Here is a 21,356-nt window from a genome sequence, read left to right as displayed (position 1 = left end):
CGATGGGCAGGGGGCCTCAGATCCCCGCCAGCTCGATCCGGTTGCGGCCGCTTTCCTTGGCGCGGTAGAGCGCGTCGTCGGCGGCTTTCAGCGCGTCGCGCGCATTATTGTAACCGAAAACGTCGGCGACCCCGCCCGAGAAGGTGATCTGGCCGAAGGGCTCGTCGGTCTTGCGGTTGATAAGGCGGCGGCCCGCGAGTTGTTCGCGTGCCTCGTCGAGACGTGCGGCGGCTTCGCTGGGCGGCAGGCCGCGGAACAGCATGACGAATTCCTCGCCGCCGTGGCGTGCGACGTGGCAATGATCGTTCGAGATATGCGCAAGCGTATCGGCGATCAGCTTGATCACGCGGTCGCCCGCCTCATGGCCGTGGGTGTCGTTGACCAGCTTGAAATTATCGATGTCGCAAAAGGCAACGCTCAGCGGCTCGCAGCTCGCGCGCGCTTCTTCATAATGGCGCTCGAGCAGCACCTCGAAGGCGCGGCGGTTGGGCAGGCCGGTCAGATAGTCGACCTCGGCGTCACGCTTGGCGCGGGCGAGGCTGCGGCGCAGCGATTTGGCTTCATCCTCGCTGCGGCGCATTTCTTCTTCGGCATGGCGCGTGCGGTCGAGCATGGCCTTGGCGAGATCGGCGAGATGGGTGACGAGTTCGCCCGTGACCTGCACCTGCTGAAGGTCGGTCACATGTTTTTCGAGTTTGACGCCATAATCGCTCGTCGCGTTGCGCGCGGCCTTGGTGTTGGTCTGGAAAGTATCGAGGTTGGTTTCAAGGCGGGTGACGAGGCGATCGAGTTCGGCGCGGTCGGGCTGGATCGGTTCCTGCTGCGCCAGTTCGTCGAGCCATTGCTGGGTGATGCCGTCGGCGGTCTGCGATCGCGTCGCGATCTGCCGCGCAAGCCTTGGATTGATCCCCGAAAAGGCACTGTGCGCGATCAGGAGATTGGCCGCCGATACATCGAGATCATGGTCGAGCAGGAAGGAAGCGATAGCGCCGACGAGCTGCTGACGGGCTTCGGTCACCATGTCGCGCGGGGTACGCCCCCCGGGCGATGCGGCGTCTCCTGCCTGGGCGCCGGTTTTTCCGTGGCGGAGCCCCAGCCAACCAAGGAGCCGCCCTACCGGCTCGTTCGATGATGTAGCATGTGTGGTCATACCCGCTTTAACGGGCGCTCGCTTCGGCCCTTAAGGTGGCGCGGCGCGTCTTTTGTACCGGTACGGAAAAAAATTTCAGGGGATCACGCGGCCATCGTCGCGGCGGGGCATCGGGGCGATGAGCGGGAGCAAAAGACCGGTGGCGGTCAGCCATCCGGCAGCGGTGAAAAGTGCCGTCGGCAGGTCGGTGAGATCGGCGAGCGTCCCGAGCAGCCAGGCGCCGAGCGCCATCGCGCCGAAGGTTACCGCCTGATAGATCGACAGGCAGCGGCCCAAAATCTCTTCGGGCGAGCGGAGCTGCATGGCGACGTTGAGCGTGGTCAGCGTCGAAACCCAGGCCGCGCCGGCGACGAAGGCGGTCGCCAGCAGCGGCGGCAGCGTCAGCGCCGTGGCGGCGGGTATCATCGCGGCGGCAAAGACCAATGACGCAATGCTGACGACGCGGTCGCTGCCCCAGCGTTTCCGCGCTTCGCCGACCCAGAGCGCCGCGAAGATCGATCCTGCGCCGAACGCGGCGAGGCAGAGGCCGTAGATGATCTCGGTTCCGTGCAGCCGATCGCGAACGAGCGAGGGCAGCAGCGCCGAAAAGGCAGCGCCGGCGATGCCGAAGGCAAAGCCGCGCGTCAGCACGCGGCGCAGCGGGCTGGAGCGGGCGCAATAGCCGATGCCGATCGCGATCGCGCCCAATATGGGGGTGCGCCGCGGCGGCGTGACTTCGGGGTGCCAGCGCAGCAGGACGACGATCAGCGCCAGATAACTGAGCGCATTGATCCCGAAGGCCGTGGCGGGGCCGGTCAGCGAGATGAGCAAGCCGCCAAGCGCCGGGCCGGCGCTGCGCGCGAGGTTGAAGGCGACGCTGTTGAGCGTGATCGCCTGCGGCAGATCCTTCGGCCCGACCTGCAATCGCACCGATGCCTGCCACGCGGGGCCGTTGAGCGCGGTACCGCAACCGACCGCGAGCGTGAAGCCGAGCAGCAGCAGCGGCGTCAACTCCCCCATCCAGGCCGTGACGGTCAGCGCCGCCGACACGATCAGCATCGCGCTTTGCGCCGCCAGCATGATCCGGCGGCGATCGAAATTGTCCGCGATTGCCCCGGCAAAGACGCCGAGCAGCATGATCGGGATCGTCGCGCTCGCCTGCACCAGCGCGATGAGCAGATGCGAGCCGGTGAGCTCGGTCATCAGCCAGGCGGCGCCGACCGACTGGATCATCGATCCGATATTGGACGCCAGATTGGCGATCCAGATCGCGCGAAACGCAGGATAGCGAAAAGGCGCGAAGGGAGAGGATGCCCGGGGTGTCGTTGGCGCGTTCACCCCTCCGCGCTAGCTTTTGCGGCCGCGAGACGCAATATGGAGGCGATGCGGATGTTCGATTCCGACCTGCGCCACCGCGTTGGCGTCTTTCTGGCGTGGCTGGCGCTCGTTGCGCTCGGCGCGGGCGGCCTCGTGCGTGATGCCTCGGCGCCGGCGCGGCTGGTCGATCAAACCGCCGCCGCCATCGCGGGAGCGCCCTATGATGGCGGGCATCCTTTCGTCCGTGCCGGCGGCCTTACGCTCAGCGCGCATTATCGCGCCGGCGAGGACGACCGGCATCCGGTAGGCGGCGATCTCGCCAAGCTGTCAGCCGCGCCGCCGGCATTGCCCGCCGTCGGGCTATTCCGGCCCGACTTCGGCCGGGTCGCCGCCGGCTGGACGCGCAGTGCTGCTGCTACGCCCTATTCGGCGCGCGCACCGCCGATGATTGCCATCTGATCGACGGGCCGTGCGCGACCGTGCGCCGGCCGATCCTTGCCCCCTGTGCGGAGGGCGATCATCGATGGAATTTGAACATGACCGAACCAATTGCCGCCGGGCCTCCGCTCGGCGCCGACGCGCTGCGCGCCGAGGACATATTTCGCCGTTATCCCGATGTGTCCGAAGAGGAAGTCGCGCACGCGCTCGCCTTTCTCAAGACGGGACGTCATCTTGAGGTCGGACGCGTCACCGGAACCCCCGATCTGCGCGCCAATGTCGCGGCCTTTCGTGCCCGGCACGGTGCGAAGCTCACATTGGGCGTTGCCGACTATCTGAAGTTCGCGGTCGGCGTGACGCTGTTTATCGGCGGGCTCTTCCTCGTGCTCGGGCGCTGGTAGGGGCAGGGCGGCGGGAGTGCGGACAGTTGGCCGCAAACCCGCCGCCCTTTCGCGCCGCGAACCGGCGCAAATATTCCTGCGCCGCCCACTGGCGCGCCGGGAATTGACTGGTTACATGGGCCGCCACCGAACGAATCGCGTGTGCCGCCCGCCGCCGCGGGGTCAGGCGACGCCCGCACCAGAAAGTGGCACCCATGGAAATCTTCACCGGCCTGACCTTCGACGATGTGCTGCTGGTGCCGGGCCCCTCGGACATTCTGCCCTCCGACGCCAATCTGTCGACCCGGCTGACCAGCGAGATCAGCCTCAACATTCCGATCCTGTCGTCGGCGATGGACACGGTTACCGAGGCCGACATGGCCATCCTGATGGCGCAGATCGGCGGGATCGGCGTCCTCCACCGCAATCTCACCATCGAAGAACAGGCCGCGGCGGTGCGCCAGGTGAAGCGCTTTGAAAGCGGGATGATCGTCAATCCGATCACTATCACGCCCGACGCGCCGCTGTCCTACGCCACCGCGCTGATGGCGCAGCACCGCATTTCGGGGATTCCGGTGGTCGAGACCGGCGGGAAGCTGGTCGGCATCCTCACCCACCGCGACGTGCGCTTTGCCGATAATCCGGGCCAGCCGGTGCGCGAATTGATGACCGCGGAGAATCTGGCGACGGTCCGCGCGGGCGTCAGCCAGGAAGAGGCGCGCAAGCTGCTCCACCAGCGCCGCATCGAAAAGCTGCTCGTGGTCGATGAAGATTATCGCTGCATTGGCCTGATCACCGTCAAGGATATGGAAAAGGCGGTCAACTTTCCCGACGCGACGAAGGACGAGAGCGGCCGGCTGCGCGTTGCCGCCGCGACTAACACCGGCGACACCGGGGTCGAACGGGCCGAGGCGCTACTTGACGCCGAATGCGATCTGATCGTCGTCGATACCGCGCATGGTCACAGCAAGATGGTTGGCGCGACGGTCGAGAAGATCAAGAAGCTGTCGAACCGGGTCCAGGTGCTGGCGGGCAATGTCGCGACCGGCGAAGCGACGCGGGCGCTGATCGACGCCGGCGCCGACGGGGTGAAGGTCGGCATTGGACCGGGATCGATCTGCACGACGCGGATCGTCGCCGGGGTCGGCGTCCCGCAGCTCACCGCGATCCTCGACAGCGTCGAAGTTGCCGCCAAGCATGGCGTTCCGGTCATCGCCGATGGCGGTCTGCGTACCTCGGGCGACATCGCCAAGGCGCTGGCGGCCGGGGCGTCGAGCGTCATGGTCGGATCGCTGCTCGCCGGGACGGCCGAGGCGCCGGGCGAAACCTTCCTTTACCAAGGACGCACCTACAAGAGCTACCGCGGCATGGGCAGCGTCGGGGCGATGGCACGCGGCAGCGCCGATCGCTATTTCCAGCAGGACATCAAGGACCAGATGAAGCTGGTTCCCGAAGGCATCGAGGGCCAGGTACCGTTCAAGGGCGCGGCGAAAGATGTCATCCACCAGCTCGTCGGCGGCGTGAAGGCGGCGATGGGGTATACGGGCAGCCGCACGCTGGCCGATTTCCGAGAGCGCGCCAAATTCGTGCGCATCACCAATGCGGGCCTGCGCGAAAGCCATGTTCATGACGTGTCGATCACGCGCGAGGCACCGAATTATCCGGCGGGGTGAGGCCATCGCATGACCCCCGCCGCCCGCGTCCAGACCGCAATCGAGATTCTCGATACCATCGCCGCTGCGGCGCGCGAGGGCGGGGCGCCCGCCGACGCTTTGTTCGCCGAGGCGATGCGGGCACGGCGCTACGCGGGATCGAAGGACCGGCGCGCGATCCGCGGTCACGTCTATGACGCGATCCGCGCGGTGCGGTCGGTGCCGGCGTCGGGGCGCGCGGCAATGCTCGCGCTCGCCGACCGTGATCCGGCGCTCGCAGCGCTGTTCGACGGATCGCCTTACGGGCCCGCGCCGATAGGCAGCGACGAGCCGCGCGCCGAAACCGGCGTCTCCGCGGCGGCGCTCGCCGAATTGTTCGATCCGCTGATCGAGAGCGCCGAAGAGGGGGCGATGCTCGAGCGCGCACCGCTCGACTTGCGCGCCAACCGCCTGAAGGCGTCGCGCGACGGGCTTGCCGAACTTTTCCCCGAGGGGCGCGCGATCGAGGGTGCGCCCGACGGCTGGCGCCTGCCGCCTGAAACCGCGGCGATCCAGCATCCCGCCCATGAAAACGGCGCGTTCGAGGTGCAGGATGCCGCGAGCCAATATGCCGCCGCAGCGCTGGGTGCCGCTGCGGGCGCGCGCATCGTCGATCTGTGCGCCGGGGGCGGCGGCAAGACGCTCGCCATCGCCTCGCTGACCGGCGATGCCGCCGACATATTGGCGTGCGACGTCAATCGCGCGCGGCTCCAGCAATTGCCGCCCCGTGCGGAGCGGGCGGGGGCAACGCGCATCGAGACGCGCCTGCTCGATCCGGGGAAGGAATCGGCGATGCTCGCCGACTGGCGCGGCAAGGCGACGCATGTTTTCGTCGACGCGCCCTGTTCGGGCAGCGGCACCTGGCGGCGCAGTCCCGAACTGCGCTGGCGGCTGACGCCGGCGCGGCTCGAGCGTCATCTGGCCGATCAGGCGAACCTGCTCGCCATCGGTGCCGATATGGTGGCGCCGGGCGGTAAACTCCTTTATGCTGTGTGCTCAATCATCGCGCGCGAGGGGCGGGCACAGGTGCAAGCGTTTCTGGACCTACGTCGGGGCTGGACCGCCGACAGCGGCTATTTGCCGGATGGTATCGCGCGCGCCGCGGGCGCGGGCTATCTGTTCACCCCGGCGCACGACCGATGCGACGGCTTTTTCCTCGCACGGCTGAGCGCGCCATGTTAGCGTCTCCGCAAATGAAGCGATGGGAGAATGCGATGCGCATCAGTTTACTGGCCCTTGGCGCCGGTCTCGTTCTGGCCAGCCTGCCTGTAGCCTCCGATGCGCAGCGTGCCGACAATGATATCCTGCCCCAGTCCGTCGCGCTGATGAACCAGGGCCAGGCGGCGCAAGCGAAGGGCGATCTCGACGCCGCAATCGACGCCTATGAATCGGCGCTCGCCGCCGACCCGCGCAACCGTTCGGCGATCGTCGCGCTGGCGCAGGTCGCGCGCGCTCAGGGTCTGCCGGGCAAGGCCATCGGTCTTTATCGCGAAGCGCTGCTGCTCGAACCCAACGACATCGCCGCGCTGGCGGGGCAGGGCGAAGCGCTCGCCGACAAGGGCGCGATCGAACTGGCGCGCGAAAAGCTCGCCGACGTGCAGCGGCTGTGCAAGGATAAATGCCCGCAGGTCGCGGCGCTCGAAAAGGCAATCGCCAATGGCGACACGAAGCGCGTCGTCGCGGCAGAGGCGATCACGCCCAAACCCGTCGTCGCGACCGTGACTCCCAGCCAAAACTGAGGCAGCCAAAACTGAGGCAGCCAAAACTGAGGCAGCCAGGACTGAAGGCGGCGCGCCGCTTGTGCTGTCCTATTTATAGATGCACGCGTCCAGACCATCGCGTCGGACCTGACCGATGCGCGCCGCGATCATATTGCCGTAACGGCGTGTGAACCCCGACGGACTGATCGCCTCGCGCTTCTTGGGGAGCGGCAGGATCGCGGCAATGCGCGCGGCCTCGGCCGGGCTGAGACGGTTCGCACCATGGTTGAAATAACGCCGGGCGCCCGCTTCGACGCCATAAGTGCCGATCCCGGTCTCGGCAACATTCAGATAGACTTCCATGATCCGCCGCTTGCTCCAGAAGGTTTCGATCAGGAAGGTGAACCAAACTTCCGGCACCTTGCGCAGATAACGGGTCCAGCCGCTGCCCTGCCACAGAAAGACGTTCTTTGCCGTCTGCTGGCTGATTGTCGAGCCGCCGCGCAGCCGCTTGCCCTTGGCGTTGCGCTCGATCGCAGCTTCGATGGCTTCGGTATCGAAGCCGTTATGGGTACAGAATTTTCCGTCTTCGGCGGCGATGGCGGCGCGGACCATATTGCGGTCGATCGCCGAAAGGCTCGTCCAGTCCTTGGTGATGCCGTTGCTGTCGGCGAGCATGGTGAAGGTAATGGGCGGCGGCACCACCGCATAGACAAGCACCCACGCCGCCGTCCCTATGGCGAACCATATCAGCCATTTGAAGGGGCGCAGATACCAGGGGAGCTTGCGCTTTCTTGCGCGGGATCGGGATGCCATGGCGGGCAAATTAACCGCTCGCTCGCCTGAGGCAAGCGCGCGATCGGAACAAGACCTCTAACTGCGCCCCCAACCGGGGCGGGAGCAAGGATTAGCGTTCAGGCGCCGATAAGTCGGCGTTCGCCGGCAAGCTTGAGCATCGCCTTCTGCAGCTTTTCGAAGGCGCGGACCTCGATCTGGCGGACGCGTTCGCGGCTGACGTCATAGACCTGGCTCAGATCCTCGAGCGTTTTCGGGTCGTCGGTCAGACGCCGTTCGGTCAGAATGTGGCGTTCGCGCTCGTTGAGTGTCGCGAGCGCTTCGGTGAGCAGTTCGTGCCGCACGTCGCGTTCTTCGGCCTCGGCCACGCGTTCGTCCTGAAGCGGGCCTTCGTCGCCGAGCAGATCCTGCCACTGGCTGTCGCCATCCTCGCCCATGGGCACGTTGAGCGACGTGTCGCCGCCCATCGCCATGCGGCGGTTCATGCTGACCACCTCGTCCTCGGTGACGCCCAGATCCTTTGCGATCTTGGCGACGTTTTCGGGGCTGAGATCGCCGTCCTCGAACGCTTCGAGATTATTCTTCATGCGGCGCAGGTTGAAGAACAGCTTCTTCTGGGCCGCGGTGGTGCCCATCTTCACTAGGCTCCACGAGCGCAGGATGAATTCCTGGATCGAGGCGCGGATCCACCACATCGCATAGGTGGCGAGACGGAAGCCGCGTTCGGGATCGAATTTCTTCACGCCCTGCATCAGGCCGATATTGCCTTCGCTGATCAGTTCGCTGACCGGCAGGCCATAGCCGCGATAGCCCATCGCGATCTTTGCGACGAGACGCAGGTGCGAGGTAACGAGCTGCGCCGCAGCTTCACTGTCGCCATGCTCCTGAAAGCGCTTGGCGAGCATATATTCCTGCTCGGGCGTCAGAAGCGGAAATTTACGGATTTCGGCCAGATAGCGGTTCAGGCTCGCCTCACCGCCGAGCGCGGGCACCACTGCCGGAACATTGCTTTTATTAGCCATGGAGAGTGTCTTCCCTAAAACCTGAAAATATCCTGCCGCAATTGCCTTTCGCGGTCAAAATAGATTTTCATTCGAAACCTAAACGCGCAATTCATCGACCAGTTCCCGCATGTCTGCTGGGAGTTCGCTGTCGAGCGCGATGCTGTTACCGGTCACCGGATGAATAAAGCCCAAATGGGCTGCATGCAACGCCTGACGCGCAAAATGGCGGGCTTTCAGCAGGTCCGAAAGCGGCTTTCGGGCGCGCCCATAGACCGGATCGCCGACGAGCGGGTGGCCGATATGCGCCATATGGACGCGAACCTGATGCGTGCGGCCCGTTTCCAGCCGGCATTCCACCAAGGTTGCGTCCCGCAGCGGCTCGATCGTCCGGTAATGGGTGATCGCATGTTTGCCGCGGCCCGGCTCGACCACCGCCATCTTCTTGCGATTGACGCTCGACCGGCCGAGCGCGGCCTCTACCGTGCCGTTGGCGGGCATCGGGCGGCCGGTCGCGATCGCGAGATAGCGGCGGTCGATGCTGTGCGCCGCAAATTGCTTCGCCAGCCCCTCATGCGCCTTGTCGTGCTTGGCGGCGACGATCAGTCCGCTCGTATCCTTGTCGATACGGTGGACGATGCCGGGGCGCGCGACGCCGCCAATTCCCGACAATTGCCCGGCGCAATGATGGAGCAGCGCGTTGACCATCGTGCCGTCGAGATTGCCGGCGGCAGGGTGAACGACCATTCCCGCGGGCTTGTCGACCACAATCAGATGCTCGTCCTCATAGGCGATGACGAGATTCATGTCCTGCGCCACATTATGCGCGGGGGCGGGGGCGGGCAGGCGCAGTTCGAGCTTCGCCGGTGCGGATGCCTTGGCGGCGGGATCCCACAGGATGCGCCCGCCAGCATCGGTGACGCGGCCGCCCTTGATCAGCGTCTTGACGCGCTCGCGCGACAGGCTGGGCAAAGCCTCGGCCAACGCCCGGTCGAGCCGCAACCCGGCCGCGCTGTCGCCCAACGCCACGGTCAGAATGTCGTCGTCCCCCTTCATTGGTCGTCATGTGGCCCCGTCCGGTCAATATTCAAGGGGATGGCGCTTGCCCTGAAGGGGGCGGCTGCCCTAGGAGCGGCGGTGCCGGAAACTGCCGAGCTTGGGGAGCCAATGCATCCATGACCGACGATCGCGTCGATTTCGCCTCGATGATGGCCTCGCGCCTGTGTCACGACCTGCTGAGCCCCGTCGGGGCCTTTGCCAACGGCCTCGAGCTGCTGGCCGATGAAAAAGACCCTGAGATGCGGGCGCGGGTGGTCGACCTGCTCGAACAAAGCGCACGGACATCGGCGGCGAAGCTCAAATTCTTCCGGCTCGCTTTCGGATCGGCGGGCGGCTTCGGCGAAGCGGTGCCGCCGACCGAAGCGAAGGGCGCGATCGAAGGGATCATGGCCGACCGCCCGATCACGCTCAACTGGATGATCGGCGACGACGCTCTGCCCAAGCCGGCGGTCAAGATCATCCTCAACCTCGCGCTGATCCTGGTCGATGCCCTGGTCCGCGGCGGACGGCTCGACATCGGCTGCGAGCGGCAGGGCGAAAACATCGAGATCGCGTTGCATGCCGAGGCCGAGCGCATCCTTGTCGATGCCGACGTCGAACGCATCCTTGCGGAAGGCGAGGCGGCCGCCGCGATGACCTCACGAACCGCTCCCGCGGTGCTCGTCCAGGCGGTGGCGGCGCAGAATAACGGCACCGTGATGCTGGCGCGCGAAACGCCGACGTCGTTGCTCGTCGGCGCGGTGCTGCGGCCCGCCAGGTAAAGCCCTCCTTAACCATTGTCGGTCATGGTTGCGCCTTGATTTTGGGGCGCTGCGGAACCGCGATGGACGATCTTCTGAACGATTTTCTGGCTGAAACGTCGGAAATCCTTGCCGATGCCGGCGGGGCGCTGGTCGTGTGGGAGGCCGATCCGGCCGACCGGGCGCAGCTCGATTCTATCTTTCGGATGATGCACACAATCAAGGGAAGCTCGGGCTTTCTGGCGTTGCCACGCGTGACCGCGCTTTCGCATGCCGCCGAAGAGGCGCTCGACCAGGTTCGCCGCGGTCATCGCGCGCCCGACGCCGCGCTCGTCACGGGCGTGCTCGCCATCGTCGATCGACTGTCGATGCTGTGCGAGCGGTTGGCGAGCGAAGGCGCCGAGCCGGCGGGTGAGGATGGCGACGTGATCGCCGCCCTGTCAGCCGGTGCGCCTGATCCGGTGCAGGCGGACGCGGCACCCGCGGTTCCGGAGGCGATCCGGATACGGCGCGAAGATGATATCATCACCGAATTGCAGGGCTGGCGGTCGATCCGCGTGCCGCTGCCGCTGCTCGACAGCGTGATGACGGGGGTTACCGACATCGTGCTCGCGCGCAACGAGTTCGCGCGGATGTTGCGCGAATCGGGGGCCGATGCGGCGCTGATTGGCGCGTTCGACCGTTTGTCCGATTCGATCGCGGGGATGCGCCAATCGGTGAGCCAGATGCGGATGCAGCGCATCGACAAGCTGTTTGCGCCGTTGCCGCGCATTGTGCGCGATCTGGCGCAGGAACTCGGCAAGAAGATCCATTTCGACACGAGCGGCGGGGAGGTCGAACTCGACCGCGAGATGATGGAGAATATCCGCGATCCGTTGATCCACATCGTCCGCAACGCCATCGATCACGGGATCGAGGGGCTCGACGAGCGGGTCGCGGCGGGGAAGGATATTACCGCCACCATAAGGGTTTCGGCGCGCCAGTCGGGCAATCAGATCGAAATCGAGGTGAGCGACGACGGGCGCGGCCTTTCGCCCGACGCGCTGGTTGCCAAGGCGATCGCCAACCGGCTGCTCTCGGCGGCCGACGCACGGACGCTGACGCCGGCTGAAAAGCTGGAGCTGATCTTTCGTCCGGGCTTTTCGACCGCGGCGCAGATTACGGAAATTTCCGGCCGCGGCGTCGGCATGGACATCGTCAAGGCGAATGTCGAAAAGATCGGCGGCCTCGTCGAACTGCGCAATGAAGAGGGACGCAGCCTGTCGGTGTTGCTGCGCGTTCCGATGACGCTGACGATCATTTCGGGGCTGATGGTGCGCGCTGCAGGGCAATATTTTGCCATTCCGCGCGGATCGGTGCGCGAAATTCTGCTCGAGACGAACGACAGCGTTCGTATCGAGCGGCTCGGTGGCGGCGAAATCGCAACGGTGCGCGGCGAGCAATTCCCCTTGCTGCGGCTCGAGGATGTGCTGGCGCGTCAGCGCGGCGACGACGACGATGTGGACGACCGCGCTCTCGTCATCATCCGGCCTGGGCAGGGGCAGAGCTATGCGCTCAGCGTCGCGGCGATCCATGACCATGAGGAACTGGTCATCAAGCCCGCCGCACCGATGATCATGGCGACCGGCCTTTATGCGGGCACCACGCTGCCCGACAACGGGCGGCCGGTGCTGCTGCTCGATGTTCAGGGGCTGCTCGCGGCGTCGGGCGTGGATGCCGGTGAGGCTGGCCGCAGTCAGGACCGCGCCGACGAACGCGAGGCGCAGGCCGAGCGGGCGCGCAACGCGACGCAATTGCTGCTGTTCCGCGAGGCCGACGGCCGCACGCGCGGTGTTCGCCTGTCGGTGATCGAACGGGTCGAAGAAGTGCCGCAATCGGCACTGTTTGAAAGCGGCGGCGCCGTTCGGGTGCAGGTTGGCGACGAGATATTCCCGGTCCATGCGGCAACGGTGCCTGCCGGCGAGGCGGCGGTGAAGCTGCTTCGGCTGTACGACGGCGACACGGTGATCTGTTACCCGATCGCGGCGGTGATCGACATCGTGCGCCTGCCCGACGTGGTCGAACCCGCGTCGGCACCGGGCCTGATCGCGGGCGTGGTGCTGGTCGGTGGCGAGCCCGTCGAACTCATCGATCCTTTCTGGATCATGGAGTGTCACGCCGGCGGCCGCACCGCCGTCGCGGGCCGCGCGCCGCTGTGCCGGCTCGCAGGCGATGCCGACGGGTGGGGCGAGAATTTTCTGGCGCCGCTGCTGCGCGGCGCGGGCTACCGCGTTGCCACGGCCGCCGACGCGGGCGAGGGGGCCGATGTGATGCTGTGCCTGACCGAAAGCGGGCAGGGCTGCGCCCATGATGCGGGCGATCTTCCCGTCATCTGCCTGCGATCGGCAGCGGTTTCGGCAAGCCCCGAGGATGCGAGCGTCTATCGCTACGATCGAGCGGGCTTGCTCGCGGCGCTGCGCCGTAAGGTCGGAGGAGCGCGGTCATGATGGAAAAACTGTATCTGATCGCGCGTATCGCCGACACGCGCGTCGCGCTGCGCTCGCGCTCGATCAATTCGGTGGTCACGGTCGGGGCACCGGTCGAGGTGCCGGGCGCGCCGCCGCACGTCGCAGGCCTGTTCGCGCTGCGCAGCCGCGTCTTCACGCTGATCGACCCGCATGTCGTCGTCGGCCTGCCGCCGGTGGCGGTGGCGAGCGGGCAGCGGGTGATCGTGGTCGATGTTGCGGAACATGGCTACGCGCTGCTCGCCGATGAAATCGAGGATGTGTGCTTCATCGACGCGGCCGAGACGCGCCTGGCCGGCAAGCTGATGCCGGGATGGGCGCGTGTCGCCGAAGCGATGATCGAGCATGAGGGCGCGTCGCTGCTCGTGGTCGACCCGTCGCATTTTATCGTACCGCCCGCGCTTAAGGCAGCGTGATGCGGGCCGTATTAACATAGTGGACACCCCTTGGCCGTAACGTGGCGTAAATTCCGGGGGTCGGAGGAATAAATGTCGAAATCCTGTCTGGTCGTCGATGACAGCAAAGTCATTCGCAAGGTCGCGCGACATATTCTTGAAAGCATGTCCTTTTCGGTCGACGAAGCGGCCGACGGGCAGGAGGCGCTGACCTTCTGCCGCGCCAATCGGCCCGACGTGATCCTGCTCGACTGGAATATGCCGGTGATGAGCGGGATGGAATTTCTCGGCGCCTTCAACGATCTCGATTTCGGGATCGAGGAGCGCCCGCGCGTCGTCTTTTGCACGACCGAAAACAGCATCGACCATATCCGCGCCGCGATCGAGGCCGGAGCCGACGAATATGTCATGAAGCCGTTCGATCGCGAGACGCTGGAAGGGAAATTGCAACTCGTCGGCGTTGCCTGAGCCCGGACGTGTCGCTGCCCCAATCTTCGCTGACCGATCCCAGGGTCGAAACCGACATACCGGCGGCGCGCACGGTTCGCGTGATGCTGGTCGACGACAGCCTGGTCGTCCGCAGCATCCTTGAACGCATCGTCGACGGAACGCCGGGACTGACGGTGTGTGCCTCGGTCGCATCGGCGCATGATGCGCTTGCCTTTCTGGCGAGCGAGCCCGTCGATGTCGTGGTGCTCGATATCGAAATGCCGGGGATGAACGGGATCGACGCGCTGCCGCATATCCTGCGCAGCGCCGTGAACGCCCGTGTCCTGATCCTCTCGTCGAACTGCGTCGAAGGCGGCCCGGCCGCGATCGACGCGCTCTCGCTCGGCGCGAGCGATACGCTGGCGAAGCCGGGGCGGGGCAGCTTTTCGGGTCGCTTCGCCGAGATTCTGACCGACCGCATCCTGTCGCTCGGCCAGCGGCAACCGATCCCGCCCGAGGCGCGGCTCGCCCGCCGCGAAATTCCGCCCCCGGCCCCGGTGGCATTCGATGCGGGGGCGCCGCTCGCCTGCATCGCAGTCGCGGCCTCGACCGGCGGCATTCCGGCCTTCACCAACTTCCTCGCCAATCTCGACCCGCGAATTTCGGCGCCGATCCTGCTGACCCAGCATCTGCCTGATGCCTTCATGGAATTTTACGCGCGCCAGATTGCGACGATGACGGTGCGCACCGTCCGCGTCGCGGCAGCGGGCATGCCGGTGTTGCCGAACCATATCTATCTCGCCCCCGGCGATGCCCATCTGATGGTCGTCAACGCAGGGCGGCGGCAGGAGATCGCGCTCGATCGCCGTCCGGTCGACAATGGCTGTTGCCCCTCCGCCGACCCGATGCTGGCTTCGGTCGCCGATGTCTACGGCGCCGGGGGCGTGGCCGTCGTGCTGAGCGGCATGGGCCGTGACGGGGCGACCGGCGCGGCGCGGCTGAAGGATGCAGGCGGGACCGTCCTCGCGCAGGCGCCCGAAAGCTGCGTTATCTGGGGGATGCCCGGTGCCGTTGCCAAGGCGGGGATTGCCGCGGCGACGCTCAACCCCGATGCGATCGCGCTGATGCTCGGCTCCTATCTTGGCGGCAGCAAAAAGTCATGATGGGCGGCGGTGCCAGCGAGTCCGCCTATCGCGTGCTGATGGGCGTGCTCGAATCGCGCACCGGCCAGACGCTGTCGCCGAACCGGATATGGCGGATCGAAATGTCGCTGAAGCCGGTGATGCAGCGTCACGGTATCGCGGATCTCGACGCGCTCGTCGCTGCGCTCGTCACCTCGACCAGCCGGCAGCTGCTTGACGACACGGTCGATGCGATGCTCAACAATGAAACTTATTTCTACCGCGAACATAGTGTGTTCGATGACATAGCGAAGACAGCGCTTGAGCATATTCGCGAAACCAATGCGGCCAAGCGGCGCGTGACCATCTGGCATTGCGGCGTGTCGACCGGCCAGGAAGCCTATTCGATGGCGATGCTGCTCGCCGAACAGGGCGAGCAATGGGCGGGGTGGCAGGTCGATGTCGTCGGCACCGACGTCAGCTATCATGCGATCAGCCGCGCGCGCGTCGGGCTGTACAGCCAGTTCGAGATTCAGCGCGGCCTGCCAGTGCAGCGCATGGTGCGATGGTTCGACCAGACCGAAGGCGGTTGGCTTGCCAAGGCCGACCTGAGGCGCCGGATCGACTTTTCCGTGCAGAATATGCTCGTCGACCGCCCGCCGCTTGCCAGCCCGGCCGATCTGATCTTCTGCCGCAACCTGTTGCTCTATTTCTCGCTGCCGATGCGCCAGAAGGCTTTCGCGCGGCTGCGTTCTGTGGCCGCGCCGCAAAGCTTTCTGGTCTTGGGAGCGGGCGAGACGGTGCTCGGCCAGACCGACCAGTTCGTGGCGAGCCGCCGTCTGCGCGGACTTTATGAGCCGGCCGATCAGCAGGTGCGCGCGCCGGTCGCGGCCTGACCTTGCATTTTGCGCTCGACTGGCGCAAGCGAACACAAGGCAGGGCAGGAACGGGCCGCGACACGCATGAGCGACTTTATCGAACGCTGGTCACCCAATTTCGACGAGCGCGCGCTGCCCATCTCGATGATCGTGCTGCATTATACCGGCATGAAGACCGGCGCCGAAGCCCTTGATCGGCTTGCTGATCCCGAGGCGAAGGTGTCGGCGCATTATGTCGTCAGCGAAGACGGCCAGATCACCCATATGGTGCCCGAGGACAGGCGCGCGTGGCACGCGGGCAAGTCGCACTGGCGCGGGATCAGTGACATCAATTCGGCGAGCGTCGGTATCGAAATCGTCAATCCCGGGCATGAATTCGGCTATGTCCCCTTTCCCGACCCGCAAGTCGCCTCGGTCGTGCGGCTCGTGCACCAGATCAAGGACCGCCACGCGATCACGCGCGGCAATGTCGTCGGTCATTCGGACATCGCGCCGACGCGCAAGCAGGATCCGGGCGAGCTTTTTCCGTGGGGTGAGCTGGCGCGCCGGCGCCTGGCGCTGCCGCGGCCGACCAAGAAACTGACCGATCCGCTATGGACCGACGCCGGCTTCCTGCTCGCGCTTGAACGTTTCGGCTATGATGTCACCGACGGCTTTGCCGCGACCGTCGCCTTTCAGCGCCGCTTCCGCCCCGAACTGATCGACGGAACGATCGACGGCGAATGCCGCGCGATCCTGCTCGCACTGCTGCTGCCGCAGCCCGAAGGTGATTGATCGAGCGGGAGTGACCGAAGCGAGACATCGCAGCATCGTCATCCTGAACTTGATTCAGCATGACGAGCGTTAAAAGGCTGGGATCCACCCATGTCAGTCGTTCGCGCAATCGCTCGCAATCGGCGTTCGTTCGCGTTATAACCGCATGAGGCCAGAGGGTCGGGCGATCGCCGCCGCGCAAGCGGGGGAGGAAAGTCCGGGCTCCACGGAAACCACGGTGCCGGATAACGTCCGGCGGCTTCGGGCAACCGGAGCAAGGGAAAGTGCCACAGAGAGCAGACCGCCAACGGCTTCGGCCCGGCGAAAGGTGAAAGGGTGCGGTAAGAGCGCACCGCGCGGACGGCAACGGACGCGGCACGGCAAACCCCACCGGGAGCAAGGTCGAATAGGGATGGCACGAGGTGACTCAGGGCTGGTTCCGGCCCCGCCGTCCGGGTTGACTGCTTGAGCGTCCGGGCAACCGGCCGCCTAGAGGAATGATCGCCCATCCCCGGCAACGGGGTGGACAGAACCCGGCTTACAGACCCTCTGGCTTCACTCTCCCATCCCCGCGCGCCCCGCGCGCGGGAACCGCGCTGTCCAGCCCCGCGTTGGATGCAGACAGTCTGAAGGGAGACGAACCATGAAAGTCGTGGACGACCATGTCGAAGTGACCGACGAAGAAGCCAGCAGCGGCGTCAAAGGCAACGGCGTGCGCTATGTCCTTGCGATTTCGCTGTTTCTGGCAGTCATCGTGCTATCGGTGGTCTGGATCATCCCGGCGCTGATGGGGCAGGGGCAATAATTATTTGGCGGCAGCGCCGAACGCATCCTCGCCGCTGGGGGCGTCTTCCATCCAATAGACGCGGATCGGGCGGCGGAAGCGCTTGAGTCCCGTCTTTTGATAGGATGCATTTTCGCCCGACCCGCTTAGCTTGAGCGTCGAGGTGATGACGTCGCCGGTCAGCAGGTTCCAGCTCAGTTCGCTGCCGTCGTGCGCGAAGGTGCGGCTATACATCGTTGCATCAAGGCCGATGAGCTTCATGCGCCCAGCCTCCGGGTCTAGCCGAAAGCGATAGGTTGCCGCCGTCGCGGTCGTTCCCCCGGTCTGATCCTTGACGACCAATACGCCTTTCGCGACGGACATCTCGGCTGCGCCGAGCGGGTAGGCGTCGAGGTCGAGCATGCCCTGCGGCGCGCGGCCGAAACCCTTGCCCTTGTCGGCCAGGCGGACGCGCAATATCCTCTTGTCGTTGCCGCGCACGATATAGGCGATGTCATCGACGCCGTCGCCATTCAGGTCACCCGCGATGCGTGCTTCAATCTCTTCGCCGCGGCCCAGTTCGGCCTTGATCTGCGCGTCGCCCGGCGGCTGCATCGCCTGGCTATCGGTTGCCGCCAGCGACAATGCAACGATGATGATTCCCCGCATCGACCCTCTCCTTGCGTGACGATCGGATGGCTTCGCACGATCTTTCGCGCGTCGCTGTGATCGCGCGCACAGGCGGCACGTGCCGCGATCAGGGATAGGCGATGGCGACGATTTCCCATTCCTTGGGCCCCGCGGGCAGTTGGACCGTGCGCAAATCGCCGGTCGCCGCGCCGCGCAGCGCCCGGGCCAGCGGACTGTTCCAGCCGATCCGGCCGGCGCCCGCATCCGCCTCATCGTCGCCGACCAGCGTGACGGTGCGGCGCGCGTCCTCCTCGTCGGCGAGTTCGACCGTGGCGCCGAACCAGATACGGTGCTTGTCGGGCTGTTCCGCGGGATCGACGACCCGCGCGGCCTTCATCCGGCGCGCGAGGAAGGACAGCCGCCGGTCGATCTCGCGCAGCCGTTTGCGGCCGTAGATATAGTCGCCATTCTCGCTGCGGTCGCCATTGCCGGCCGCCCAACTGATCGTTTCGACGAGCTTGGGGCGTTCGGTTACGAACAGCAGATCATATTCGGCGCGCAGCGCGGCGAAGCCCGACGGGCTGATGATATTGGTCTTGTCCCCCGCCATCGACCGGTCAGCCGGGTGTGCGCTTGCCGAGATAGAAGCTCAGCGGTGCATTGGGCAGCGACCGGTCGCCGTCGCGCAGCGTGTCGTAGACGACCGCATTTTCGAGCACGCGCTGGACATAGTTGCGCGTTTCGAAAATCGGAATAGCCTCGATCCAGTCGATCATGTCAACCGTGCCCGATCGCGGATCGCCATTGGCGCGCAGCCATTTGTTCACATTCCCCGGCCCGGCATTGTAGGCCGCGACCGCGAGCGGATAGCTGCCGCCGAAATAGCTGAGCATCTGCTGAAAATAGGTCGACCCCAATGTCATATTATAATTGGTGTCGCTGGTCAGCGAGTTCGCGTCATAGCCGAGGCCGAGCTTGCTTGCGACTTCGCGCGCGGTTCCCGGCATCAACTGCATCATCCCGCGCGCGCCGGCGTGACTGATCGCCTGGCGGTCGAACTGGCTTTCCTGACGGGTGATCGCGTGGATGAAGGTCCAGTTGTTTTCCTGCCCCGCCGGGACACGCACCGTGGGGAAGCCCGAAACCTCGACCGCGTCGAGGCTGTTCGCCTGCGCGCTGCGGCCGATCATGACGCCGAGGTCGGGACGGCCGATCGACGCGGCGAGCTGGCCCGCCAGAACATGATCGGTCGGCGTCGTCGCGCGCTGCGCCAGCGCACGGAGGAACAGCGACTGTTCACGCCACGCGCCAATTTCGCCCAGCGCGCGCGCGGCGCGCACCAGCCGGTCGTCATCGAATGCCTCGCGCTCTGACGCGCTGACCCGGATCGTCGGGACGGGCACCGGCTTGGGCTGGCGGCGGCCAAGCCGTTCGAGCGAGAGCTGGCCGTAAAACTGGTCATAATGTTCGGCCGCGTCGGCGAAATGCGCATTGGCCGCAGCCGTGTCGCCCGCTGCGAGCGCGGCGCGGCCCGCCCAGTAAAAGCCCTTGGTGCGCGTCTGCGCCGAGCGCGCGGCTTCGCCATAAGCGCGGAACAGCCGTACCGCTTCGCCTGGCCGGCCGAGGCTCTTGTAAGCGAGCTGGCCTGCGAGCCATGCCAGCGAGGTATAATCGTCGCGCACGCCGAGCGGCTGTTCCCGCACGACCGTCCCCGACGGCAGCGCGTCATCAAGCTGCCGCGCGATATTATAGGCAGTCACCTTGTCGCCCGCGGCATCGGCCTGGCGCGCGTTGGTGAGCAGGGTTTCGAGCCATTCCTCCGCATCAGTGGGTGCCGAGGCCAGATTGCGCGGCCCAGCGAGCAGCGCGCGCGCTTCGCCGACGCGGCCCGCCTTGCGCAGCCACGTTGCCTTGTCGGCGATATAGCCGGGGTCGGTGCGGGTCAGCGACGGATATTGCGCTTCGATCGCCGACGCTTGCATCGCGGCGTCGACCGCGCCGCTGCGCATTGCGAGCCGCACCGCGAAGATCGGCCGCCGGTCGGGCGAGGTGAAGGCGAGTTGGCGCGAGGCGGGGCCGGTCGCGCCCAGCCACAACAGCTTGTCCATGCGTGCATCATGATCGGCTAGCGAGATCGCGCCGGGGAAGAGACTCAGCACCCGGCTGACCTCCGCTTCATCGAGCGTGCCGCCGGTCCAGGCCCGGCGCACCGCGGCATAGGCTTCGTCGCGGCGGCCCGACGCGTTGAGCGCTAGCGCCATACGCAGCTCGCCGCTCGCGGTGCGCGGCGGAAAGGCCTGGAAATAGGCGAGCGTGCGCGCGGGATCGAAACTGTCGATCGCGATCGCCTTTTCGGCGCGGACGCGCATCTTGTCGGCATCGGGCCAGTCGCGATTGGCCATCAGGAACCGCGAAAGCCGGTCGAACGACGCAGTCTGGTCCTGCGTCAGCCGCCGCCATTCGAGCACCGCGTCGCCGACGGTGTTGGTCGCGCTCGGCGGCGAGGTCGAGACCGACGCGAGCCCCATCTGAGCGCGATACCACGCCATCTGATCGGGCGTCAGTTCGCTCGCGGTGGCGACCGATGGGACAAGCAGCGCCGCAGCGAGCGCGAGGCGGGAAATTGGGGGCAGCGAAAACATGCCGGCCATGTTAGTGGCAAACTCCTTGCAGGGCGCTGAATAGGCGTTCATGACGCGGCGCGCTGACCGGATTCTATCGGTGAAAGCGGCTTTTTGTAAAGGAGCGGAGCATGTTCTCGGGGTCGATTCCCGCTTTGGTGACGCCATTTCGCGACGGTGCGTTGGATATGCAGGCCTTTGCGCGCCTCGTCGACTGGCAGATCAAAGAGGGGACGAGCGCGCTCGTGCCGTGCGGTACGACCGGCGAGAGCCCGACGCTGAGCTTCGACGAACATTATCGCATCATCGACGCGTGCATCGAGGCGGCGGCGGGACGGGTGCCGGTGATCGCCGGCTGCGGGTCGAACGACACCGCCACCGCGATCCGCCACATGCGGCATGCGCAGGCCGCAGGGGCGAGCGCCGCGCTGATCGTCGCGCCCTATTACAACCGCCCGACACAGGAAGGCATGCTCGCCCATTTCAGGGCGCTCGCCGACGCGAGCGATCTGCCGATCGTCGTCTACAATGTCCCCGGCCGTACCGTCGCCGACATCAGCGCTGAAACCATGTGCAAACTCGCCGAAATTCCGACGGTCGTCGCGACCAAGGATGCGAGCGGCGACCTTGCGCGCGTGACGATGCACCGGGCCGGGGCGGGCGCCGATTTCTGCCAGCTCAGCGGCAACGACGACCTGTGGTTGCCGCACGCCGTTCTGGGCGGGGTGGGCTGCATTTCGGTCACCGCCAATGTCGCGCCGCGCCTGTGCGCCGATTTCGCCGCCGCTTGCGCCGCAGGCGACTGGGCGCGCGCGCTGGTCCTGCACGACCGGCTGTTTCCGCTGCACAAGGCGATGTTCACCGACGCGTCACCGGCGCCGGTCAAATATGCGCTGGCGCGGGTGCACGACTGGTTTTCGCCCGATGTGCGCCTACCTATCATTCCGGCGTCCGCTGCATCGCGCGCCGCCGTCGATGCCGCACTGGTTTCGGCGGGCGTTCTCTAGGTTTT

Annotated in this window: 22 protein-coding genes and 1 other RNA gene; 15 read left to right on the top strand and 8 right to left on the bottom strand. The window is 66.0% G+C overall.

Annotated elements, in window-relative coordinates; all coding sequences use genetic code 11:
* Window positions 1-16: 16 nt before the first annotated feature.
* Window positions 17-1,021: a GGDEF domain-containing protein gene (locus ACT17R_RS02045; protein ID WP_003050239.1), complete on the bottom strand. Its 1,005-nt coding sequence runs from the start codon at window positions 1,019-1,021 to the stop codon at window positions 17-19.
* A gap of 204 nt (window positions 1,022-1,225) precedes the next feature.
* The gene (locus ACT17R_RS02040; RefSeq protein WP_444808875.1) at window positions 1,226-2,467 is read right to left on the bottom strand and encodes an MFS transporter; all 1,242 of its coding nucleotides are present in this window, start codon (window positions 2,465-2,467) and stop codon (window positions 1,226-1,228) included.
* 51 nt (window positions 2,468-2,518) lie between these two features.
* Between ACT17R_RS02040 and ACT17R_RS02035 the strand changes: the two genes are divergently transcribed.
* The 5 genes from ACT17R_RS02035 to ACT17R_RS02015 all read left to right on the top strand — a co-directional run bounded on the left by ACT17R_RS02035 (window position 2,519) and on the right by ACT17R_RS02015 (window position 6,694).
* On the top strand, window positions 2,519-2,905 hold the full coding sequence (locus ACT17R_RS02035) for a hypothetical protein (protein WP_202988324.1): 387 nt from the start codon (window positions 2,519-2,521) through the stop codon (window positions 2,903-2,905).
* A gap of 77 nt (window positions 2,906-2,982) precedes the next feature.
* Window positions 2,983-3,285 (top strand): hypothetical protein, encoded by a 303-nt coding sequence (locus ACT17R_RS02030; protein WP_062902825.1) that lies wholly within the window; start codon window positions 2,983-2,985, stop codon window positions 3,283-3,285.
* A gap of 194 nt (window positions 3,286-3,479) precedes the next feature.
* Window positions 3,480-4,937, top strand: coding sequence for an IMP dehydrogenase (gene guaB, locus ACT17R_RS02025; protein WP_062902824.1), 1,458 nt, complete (start codon window positions 3,480-3,482; stop codon window positions 4,935-4,937).
* Between the two features lie 9 nt (window positions 4,938-4,946).
* Complete coding sequence (locus ACT17R_RS02020) at window positions 4,947-6,137, top strand: RsmB/NOP family class I SAM-dependent RNA methyltransferase (RefSeq protein WP_444808874.1); 1,191 nt, start codon at window positions 4,947-4,949, stop codon at window positions 6,135-6,137.
* A gap of 32 nt (window positions 6,138-6,169) precedes the next feature.
* Window positions 6,170-6,694, top strand: coding sequence for a tetratricopeptide repeat protein (locus ACT17R_RS02015; RefSeq protein ID WP_062903258.1), 525 nt, complete (start codon window positions 6,170-6,172; stop codon window positions 6,692-6,694).
* Between the two features lie 69 nt (window positions 6,695-6,763).
* Here the strand turns inward: ACT17R_RS02015 and mtgA are convergent, their stop codons facing one another.
* The 3 genes from mtgA to ACT17R_RS02000 form a co-directional block, all read right to left on the bottom strand.
* Window positions 6,764-7,471, bottom strand: coding sequence for a monofunctional biosynthetic peptidoglycan transglycosylase (gene mtgA, locus ACT17R_RS02010; protein WP_062902822.1), 708 nt, complete (start codon window positions 7,469-7,471; stop codon window positions 6,764-6,766).
* Window positions 7,472-7,569: 98 nt separating this feature from the next.
* Entirely contained in the window at window positions 7,570-8,472 is a 903-nt protein-coding gene (rpoH, locus tag ACT17R_RS02005; protein WP_003050258.1) for an RNA polymerase sigma factor RpoH, read from the bottom strand.
* 78 nt (window positions 8,473-8,550) lie between these two features.
* Window positions 8,551-9,507, bottom strand: coding sequence for an RluA family pseudouridine synthase (locus tag ACT17R_RS02000; protein ID WP_444808873.1), 957 nt, complete (start codon window positions 9,505-9,507; stop codon window positions 8,551-8,553).
* A 119-nt stretch (window positions 9,508-9,626) separates the two neighbouring features.
* Between ACT17R_RS02000 and ACT17R_RS01995 the strand changes: the two genes are divergently transcribed.
* The 9 genes from ACT17R_RS01995 to ACT17R_RS01955 all read left to right on the top strand — a co-directional run bounded on the left by ACT17R_RS01995 (window position 9,627) and on the right by ACT17R_RS01955 (window position 17,135).
* Window positions 9,627-10,271: a histidine phosphotransferase family protein gene (locus tag ACT17R_RS01995; protein WP_062902821.1), complete on the top strand. Its 645-nt coding sequence runs from the start codon at window positions 9,627-9,629 to the stop codon at window positions 10,269-10,271.
* Window positions 10,272-10,333: 62 nt separating this feature from the next.
* Window positions 10,334-12,736, top strand: coding sequence for a chemotaxis protein CheA (locus ACT17R_RS01990; protein WP_444808872.1), 2,403 nt, complete (start codon window positions 10,334-10,336; stop codon window positions 12,734-12,736).
* Entirely contained in the window at window positions 12,733-13,170 is a 438-nt protein-coding gene (locus ACT17R_RS01985) for a chemotaxis protein CheW (RefSeq protein ID WP_120649320.1), read from the top strand. Before ACT17R_RS01990 ends, ACT17R_RS01985 begins: the two co-directional genes overlap by 4 nt.
* A gap of 72 nt (window positions 13,171-13,242) precedes the next feature.
* The gene (locus ACT17R_RS01980; protein WP_003050271.1) at window positions 13,243-13,617 is read left to right on the top strand and encodes a response regulator; all 375 of its coding nucleotides are present in this window, start codon (window positions 13,243-13,245) and stop codon (window positions 13,615-13,617) included.
* An 8-nt stretch (window positions 13,618-13,625) separates the two neighbouring features.
* Window positions 13,626-14,741: a chemotaxis-specific protein-glutamate methyltransferase CheB gene (cheB, locus tag ACT17R_RS01975; protein ID WP_444808871.1), complete on the top strand. Its 1,116-nt coding sequence runs from the start codon at window positions 13,626-13,628 to the stop codon at window positions 14,739-14,741.
* Window positions 14,738-15,595, top strand: coding sequence for a CheR family methyltransferase (locus tag ACT17R_RS01970; protein WP_120649319.1), 858 nt, complete (start codon window positions 14,738-14,740; stop codon window positions 15,593-15,595). Before cheB ends, ACT17R_RS01970 begins: the two co-directional genes overlap by 4 nt.
* 66 nt (window positions 15,596-15,661) lie before the next feature.
* On the top strand, window positions 15,662-16,351 hold the full coding sequence (locus ACT17R_RS01965; RefSeq protein WP_062902818.1) for an N-acetylmuramoyl-L-alanine amidase: 690 nt from the start codon (window positions 15,662-15,664) through the stop codon (window positions 16,349-16,351).
* A 151-nt stretch (window positions 16,352-16,502) separates the two neighbouring features.
* An RNA gene (gene rnpB, locus ACT17R_RS01960) (RNase P RNA component class A) lies at window positions 16,503-16,887 on the top strand.
* 86 nt (window positions 16,888-16,973) lie between these two features.
* A complete protein-coding gene (locus tag ACT17R_RS01955) occupies window positions 16,974-17,135 on the top strand; it encodes a hypothetical protein (protein WP_186402361.1) in 162 nt (53 codons plus the stop codon).
* Here the strand turns inward: ACT17R_RS01955 and ACT17R_RS01950 are convergent, their stop codons facing one another.
* The 3 genes from ACT17R_RS01950 to ACT17R_RS01940 all read right to left on the bottom strand — a co-directional run bounded on the left by ACT17R_RS01950 (window position 17,136) and on the right by ACT17R_RS01940 (window position 20,374).
* Window positions 17,136-17,762, bottom strand: coding sequence for a hypothetical protein (locus ACT17R_RS01950; protein WP_444808870.1), 627 nt, complete (start codon window positions 17,760-17,762; stop codon window positions 17,136-17,138).
* 88 nt (window positions 17,763-17,850) lie between these two features.
* Entirely contained in the window at window positions 17,851-18,333 is a 483-nt protein-coding gene (gene greB, locus ACT17R_RS01945; RefSeq protein WP_186402359.1) for a transcription elongation factor GreB, read from the bottom strand.
* Window positions 18,334-18,340: 7 nt separating this feature from the next.
* Window positions 18,341-20,374 carry a lytic transglycosylase domain-containing protein gene (locus ACT17R_RS01940; RefSeq protein ID WP_444808869.1) on the bottom strand — a complete coding sequence of 678 codons (2,034 nt, stop codon included), beginning with the start codon at window positions 20,372-20,374 and terminating at the stop codon, window positions 18,341-18,343.
* 101 nt (window positions 20,375-20,475) lie between these two features.
* Here ACT17R_RS01940 and dapA point away from each other — a divergent pair, with 101 nt between their 5' ends.
* Window positions 20,476-21,351 carry a 4-hydroxy-tetrahydrodipicolinate synthase gene (gene dapA, locus ACT17R_RS01935; protein ID WP_062902815.1) on the top strand — a complete coding sequence of 292 codons (876 nt, stop codon included), beginning with the start codon at window positions 20,476-20,478 and terminating at the stop codon, window positions 21,349-21,351.
* Window positions 21,352-21,356: the final 5 nt, after the last annotated feature.

Origin of the sequence: Sphingopyxis sp. Q841 (assembly GCF_052384365.1) — a bacterium.
Taxonomy (GTDB): Bacteria; Pseudomonadota; Alphaproteobacteria; order Sphingomonadales; family Sphingomonadaceae; genus Sphingopyxis; species Sphingopyxis terrae_A.
This window is presented reverse-complemented; position numbering and strand designations above follow the sequence as displayed.

Bases quoted from the DNA above. Each gene is read 5' to 3' on its own strand.
- ACT17R_RS01970 (WP_120649319.1), top strand. From the start codon at position 14,738: ATGATGGGCGGCGGTGCCAGCGAGTCCGCCTATCGCGTGCTGATGGGC.
- ACT17R_RS01990 (WP_444808872.1), top strand. From the start codon at position 10,334: ATGGACGATCTTCTGAACGATTTTCTGGCTGAAACGTCGGAAATCCTT.
- ACT17R_RS02035 (WP_202988324.1), top strand. From the start codon at position 2,519: ATGTTCGATTCCGACCTGCGCCACCGCGTTGGCGTCTTTCTGGCGTGG.
- ACT17R_RS02000 (WP_444808873.1), bottom strand. From the start codon at position 9,507: ATGAAGGGGGACGACGACATTCTGACCGTGGCGTTGGGCGACAGCGCG.
- ACT17R_RS01940 (WP_444808869.1), bottom strand. From the start codon at position 20,374: ATGGCCGGCATGTTTTCGCTGCCCCCAATTTCCCGCCTCGCGCTCGCT.
- ACT17R_RS02030 (WP_062902825.1), top strand. From the start codon at position 2,983: ATGACCGAACCAATTGCCGCCGGGCCTCCGCTCGGCGCCGACGCGCTG.
- guaB (WP_062902824.1), top strand. From the start codon at position 3,480: ATGGAAATCTTCACCGGCCTGACCTTCGACGATGTGCTGCTGGTGCCG.
- greB (WP_186402359.1), bottom strand. From the start codon at position 18,333: ATGGCGGGGGACAAGACCAATATCATCAGCCCGTCGGGCTTCGCCGCG.
- ACT17R_RS02045 (WP_003050239.1), bottom strand. From the start codon at position 1,021: ATGGTGACCGAAGCCCGTCAGCAGCTCGTCGGCGCTATCGCTTCCTTC.
- ACT17R_RS01985 (WP_120649320.1), top strand. From the start codon at position 12,733: ATGATGGAAAAACTGTATCTGATCGCGCGTATCGCCGACACGCGCGTC.
- ACT17R_RS01955 (WP_186402361.1), top strand. From the start codon at position 16,974: ATGAAAGTCGTGGACGACCATGTCGAAGTGACCGACGAAGAAGCCAGC.
- ACT17R_RS02020 (WP_444808874.1), top strand. From the start codon at position 4,947: ATGACCCCCGCCGCCCGCGTCCAGACCGCAATCGAGATTCTCGATACC.
- ACT17R_RS02015 (WP_062903258.1), top strand. From the start codon at position 6,170: ATGCGCATCAGTTTACTGGCCCTTGGCGCCGGTCTCGTTCTGGCCAGC.
- ACT17R_RS01950 (WP_444808870.1), bottom strand. From the start codon at position 17,762: ATGCGGGGAATCATCATCGTTGCATTGTCGCTGGCGGCAACCGATAGC.
- rpoH (WP_003050258.1), bottom strand. From the start codon at position 8,472: ATGGCTAATAAAAGCAATGTTCCGGCAGTGGTGCCCGCGCTCGGCGGT.
- ACT17R_RS01980 (WP_003050271.1), top strand. From the start codon at position 13,243: ATGTCGAAATCCTGTCTGGTCGTCGATGACAGCAAAGTCATTCGCAAG.
- ACT17R_RS01965 (WP_062902818.1), top strand. From the start codon at position 15,662: ATGAGCGACTTTATCGAACGCTGGTCACCCAATTTCGACGAGCGCGCG.
- dapA (WP_062902815.1), top strand. From the start codon at position 20,476: ATGTTCTCGGGGTCGATTCCCGCTTTGGTGACGCCATTTCGCGACGGT.
- ACT17R_RS01995 (WP_062902821.1), top strand. From the start codon at position 9,627: ATGACCGACGATCGCGTCGATTTCGCCTCGATGATGGCCTCGCGCCTG.
- mtgA (WP_062902822.1), bottom strand. From the start codon at position 7,471: ATGGCATCCCGATCCCGCGCAAGAAAGCGCAAGCTCCCCTGGTATCTG.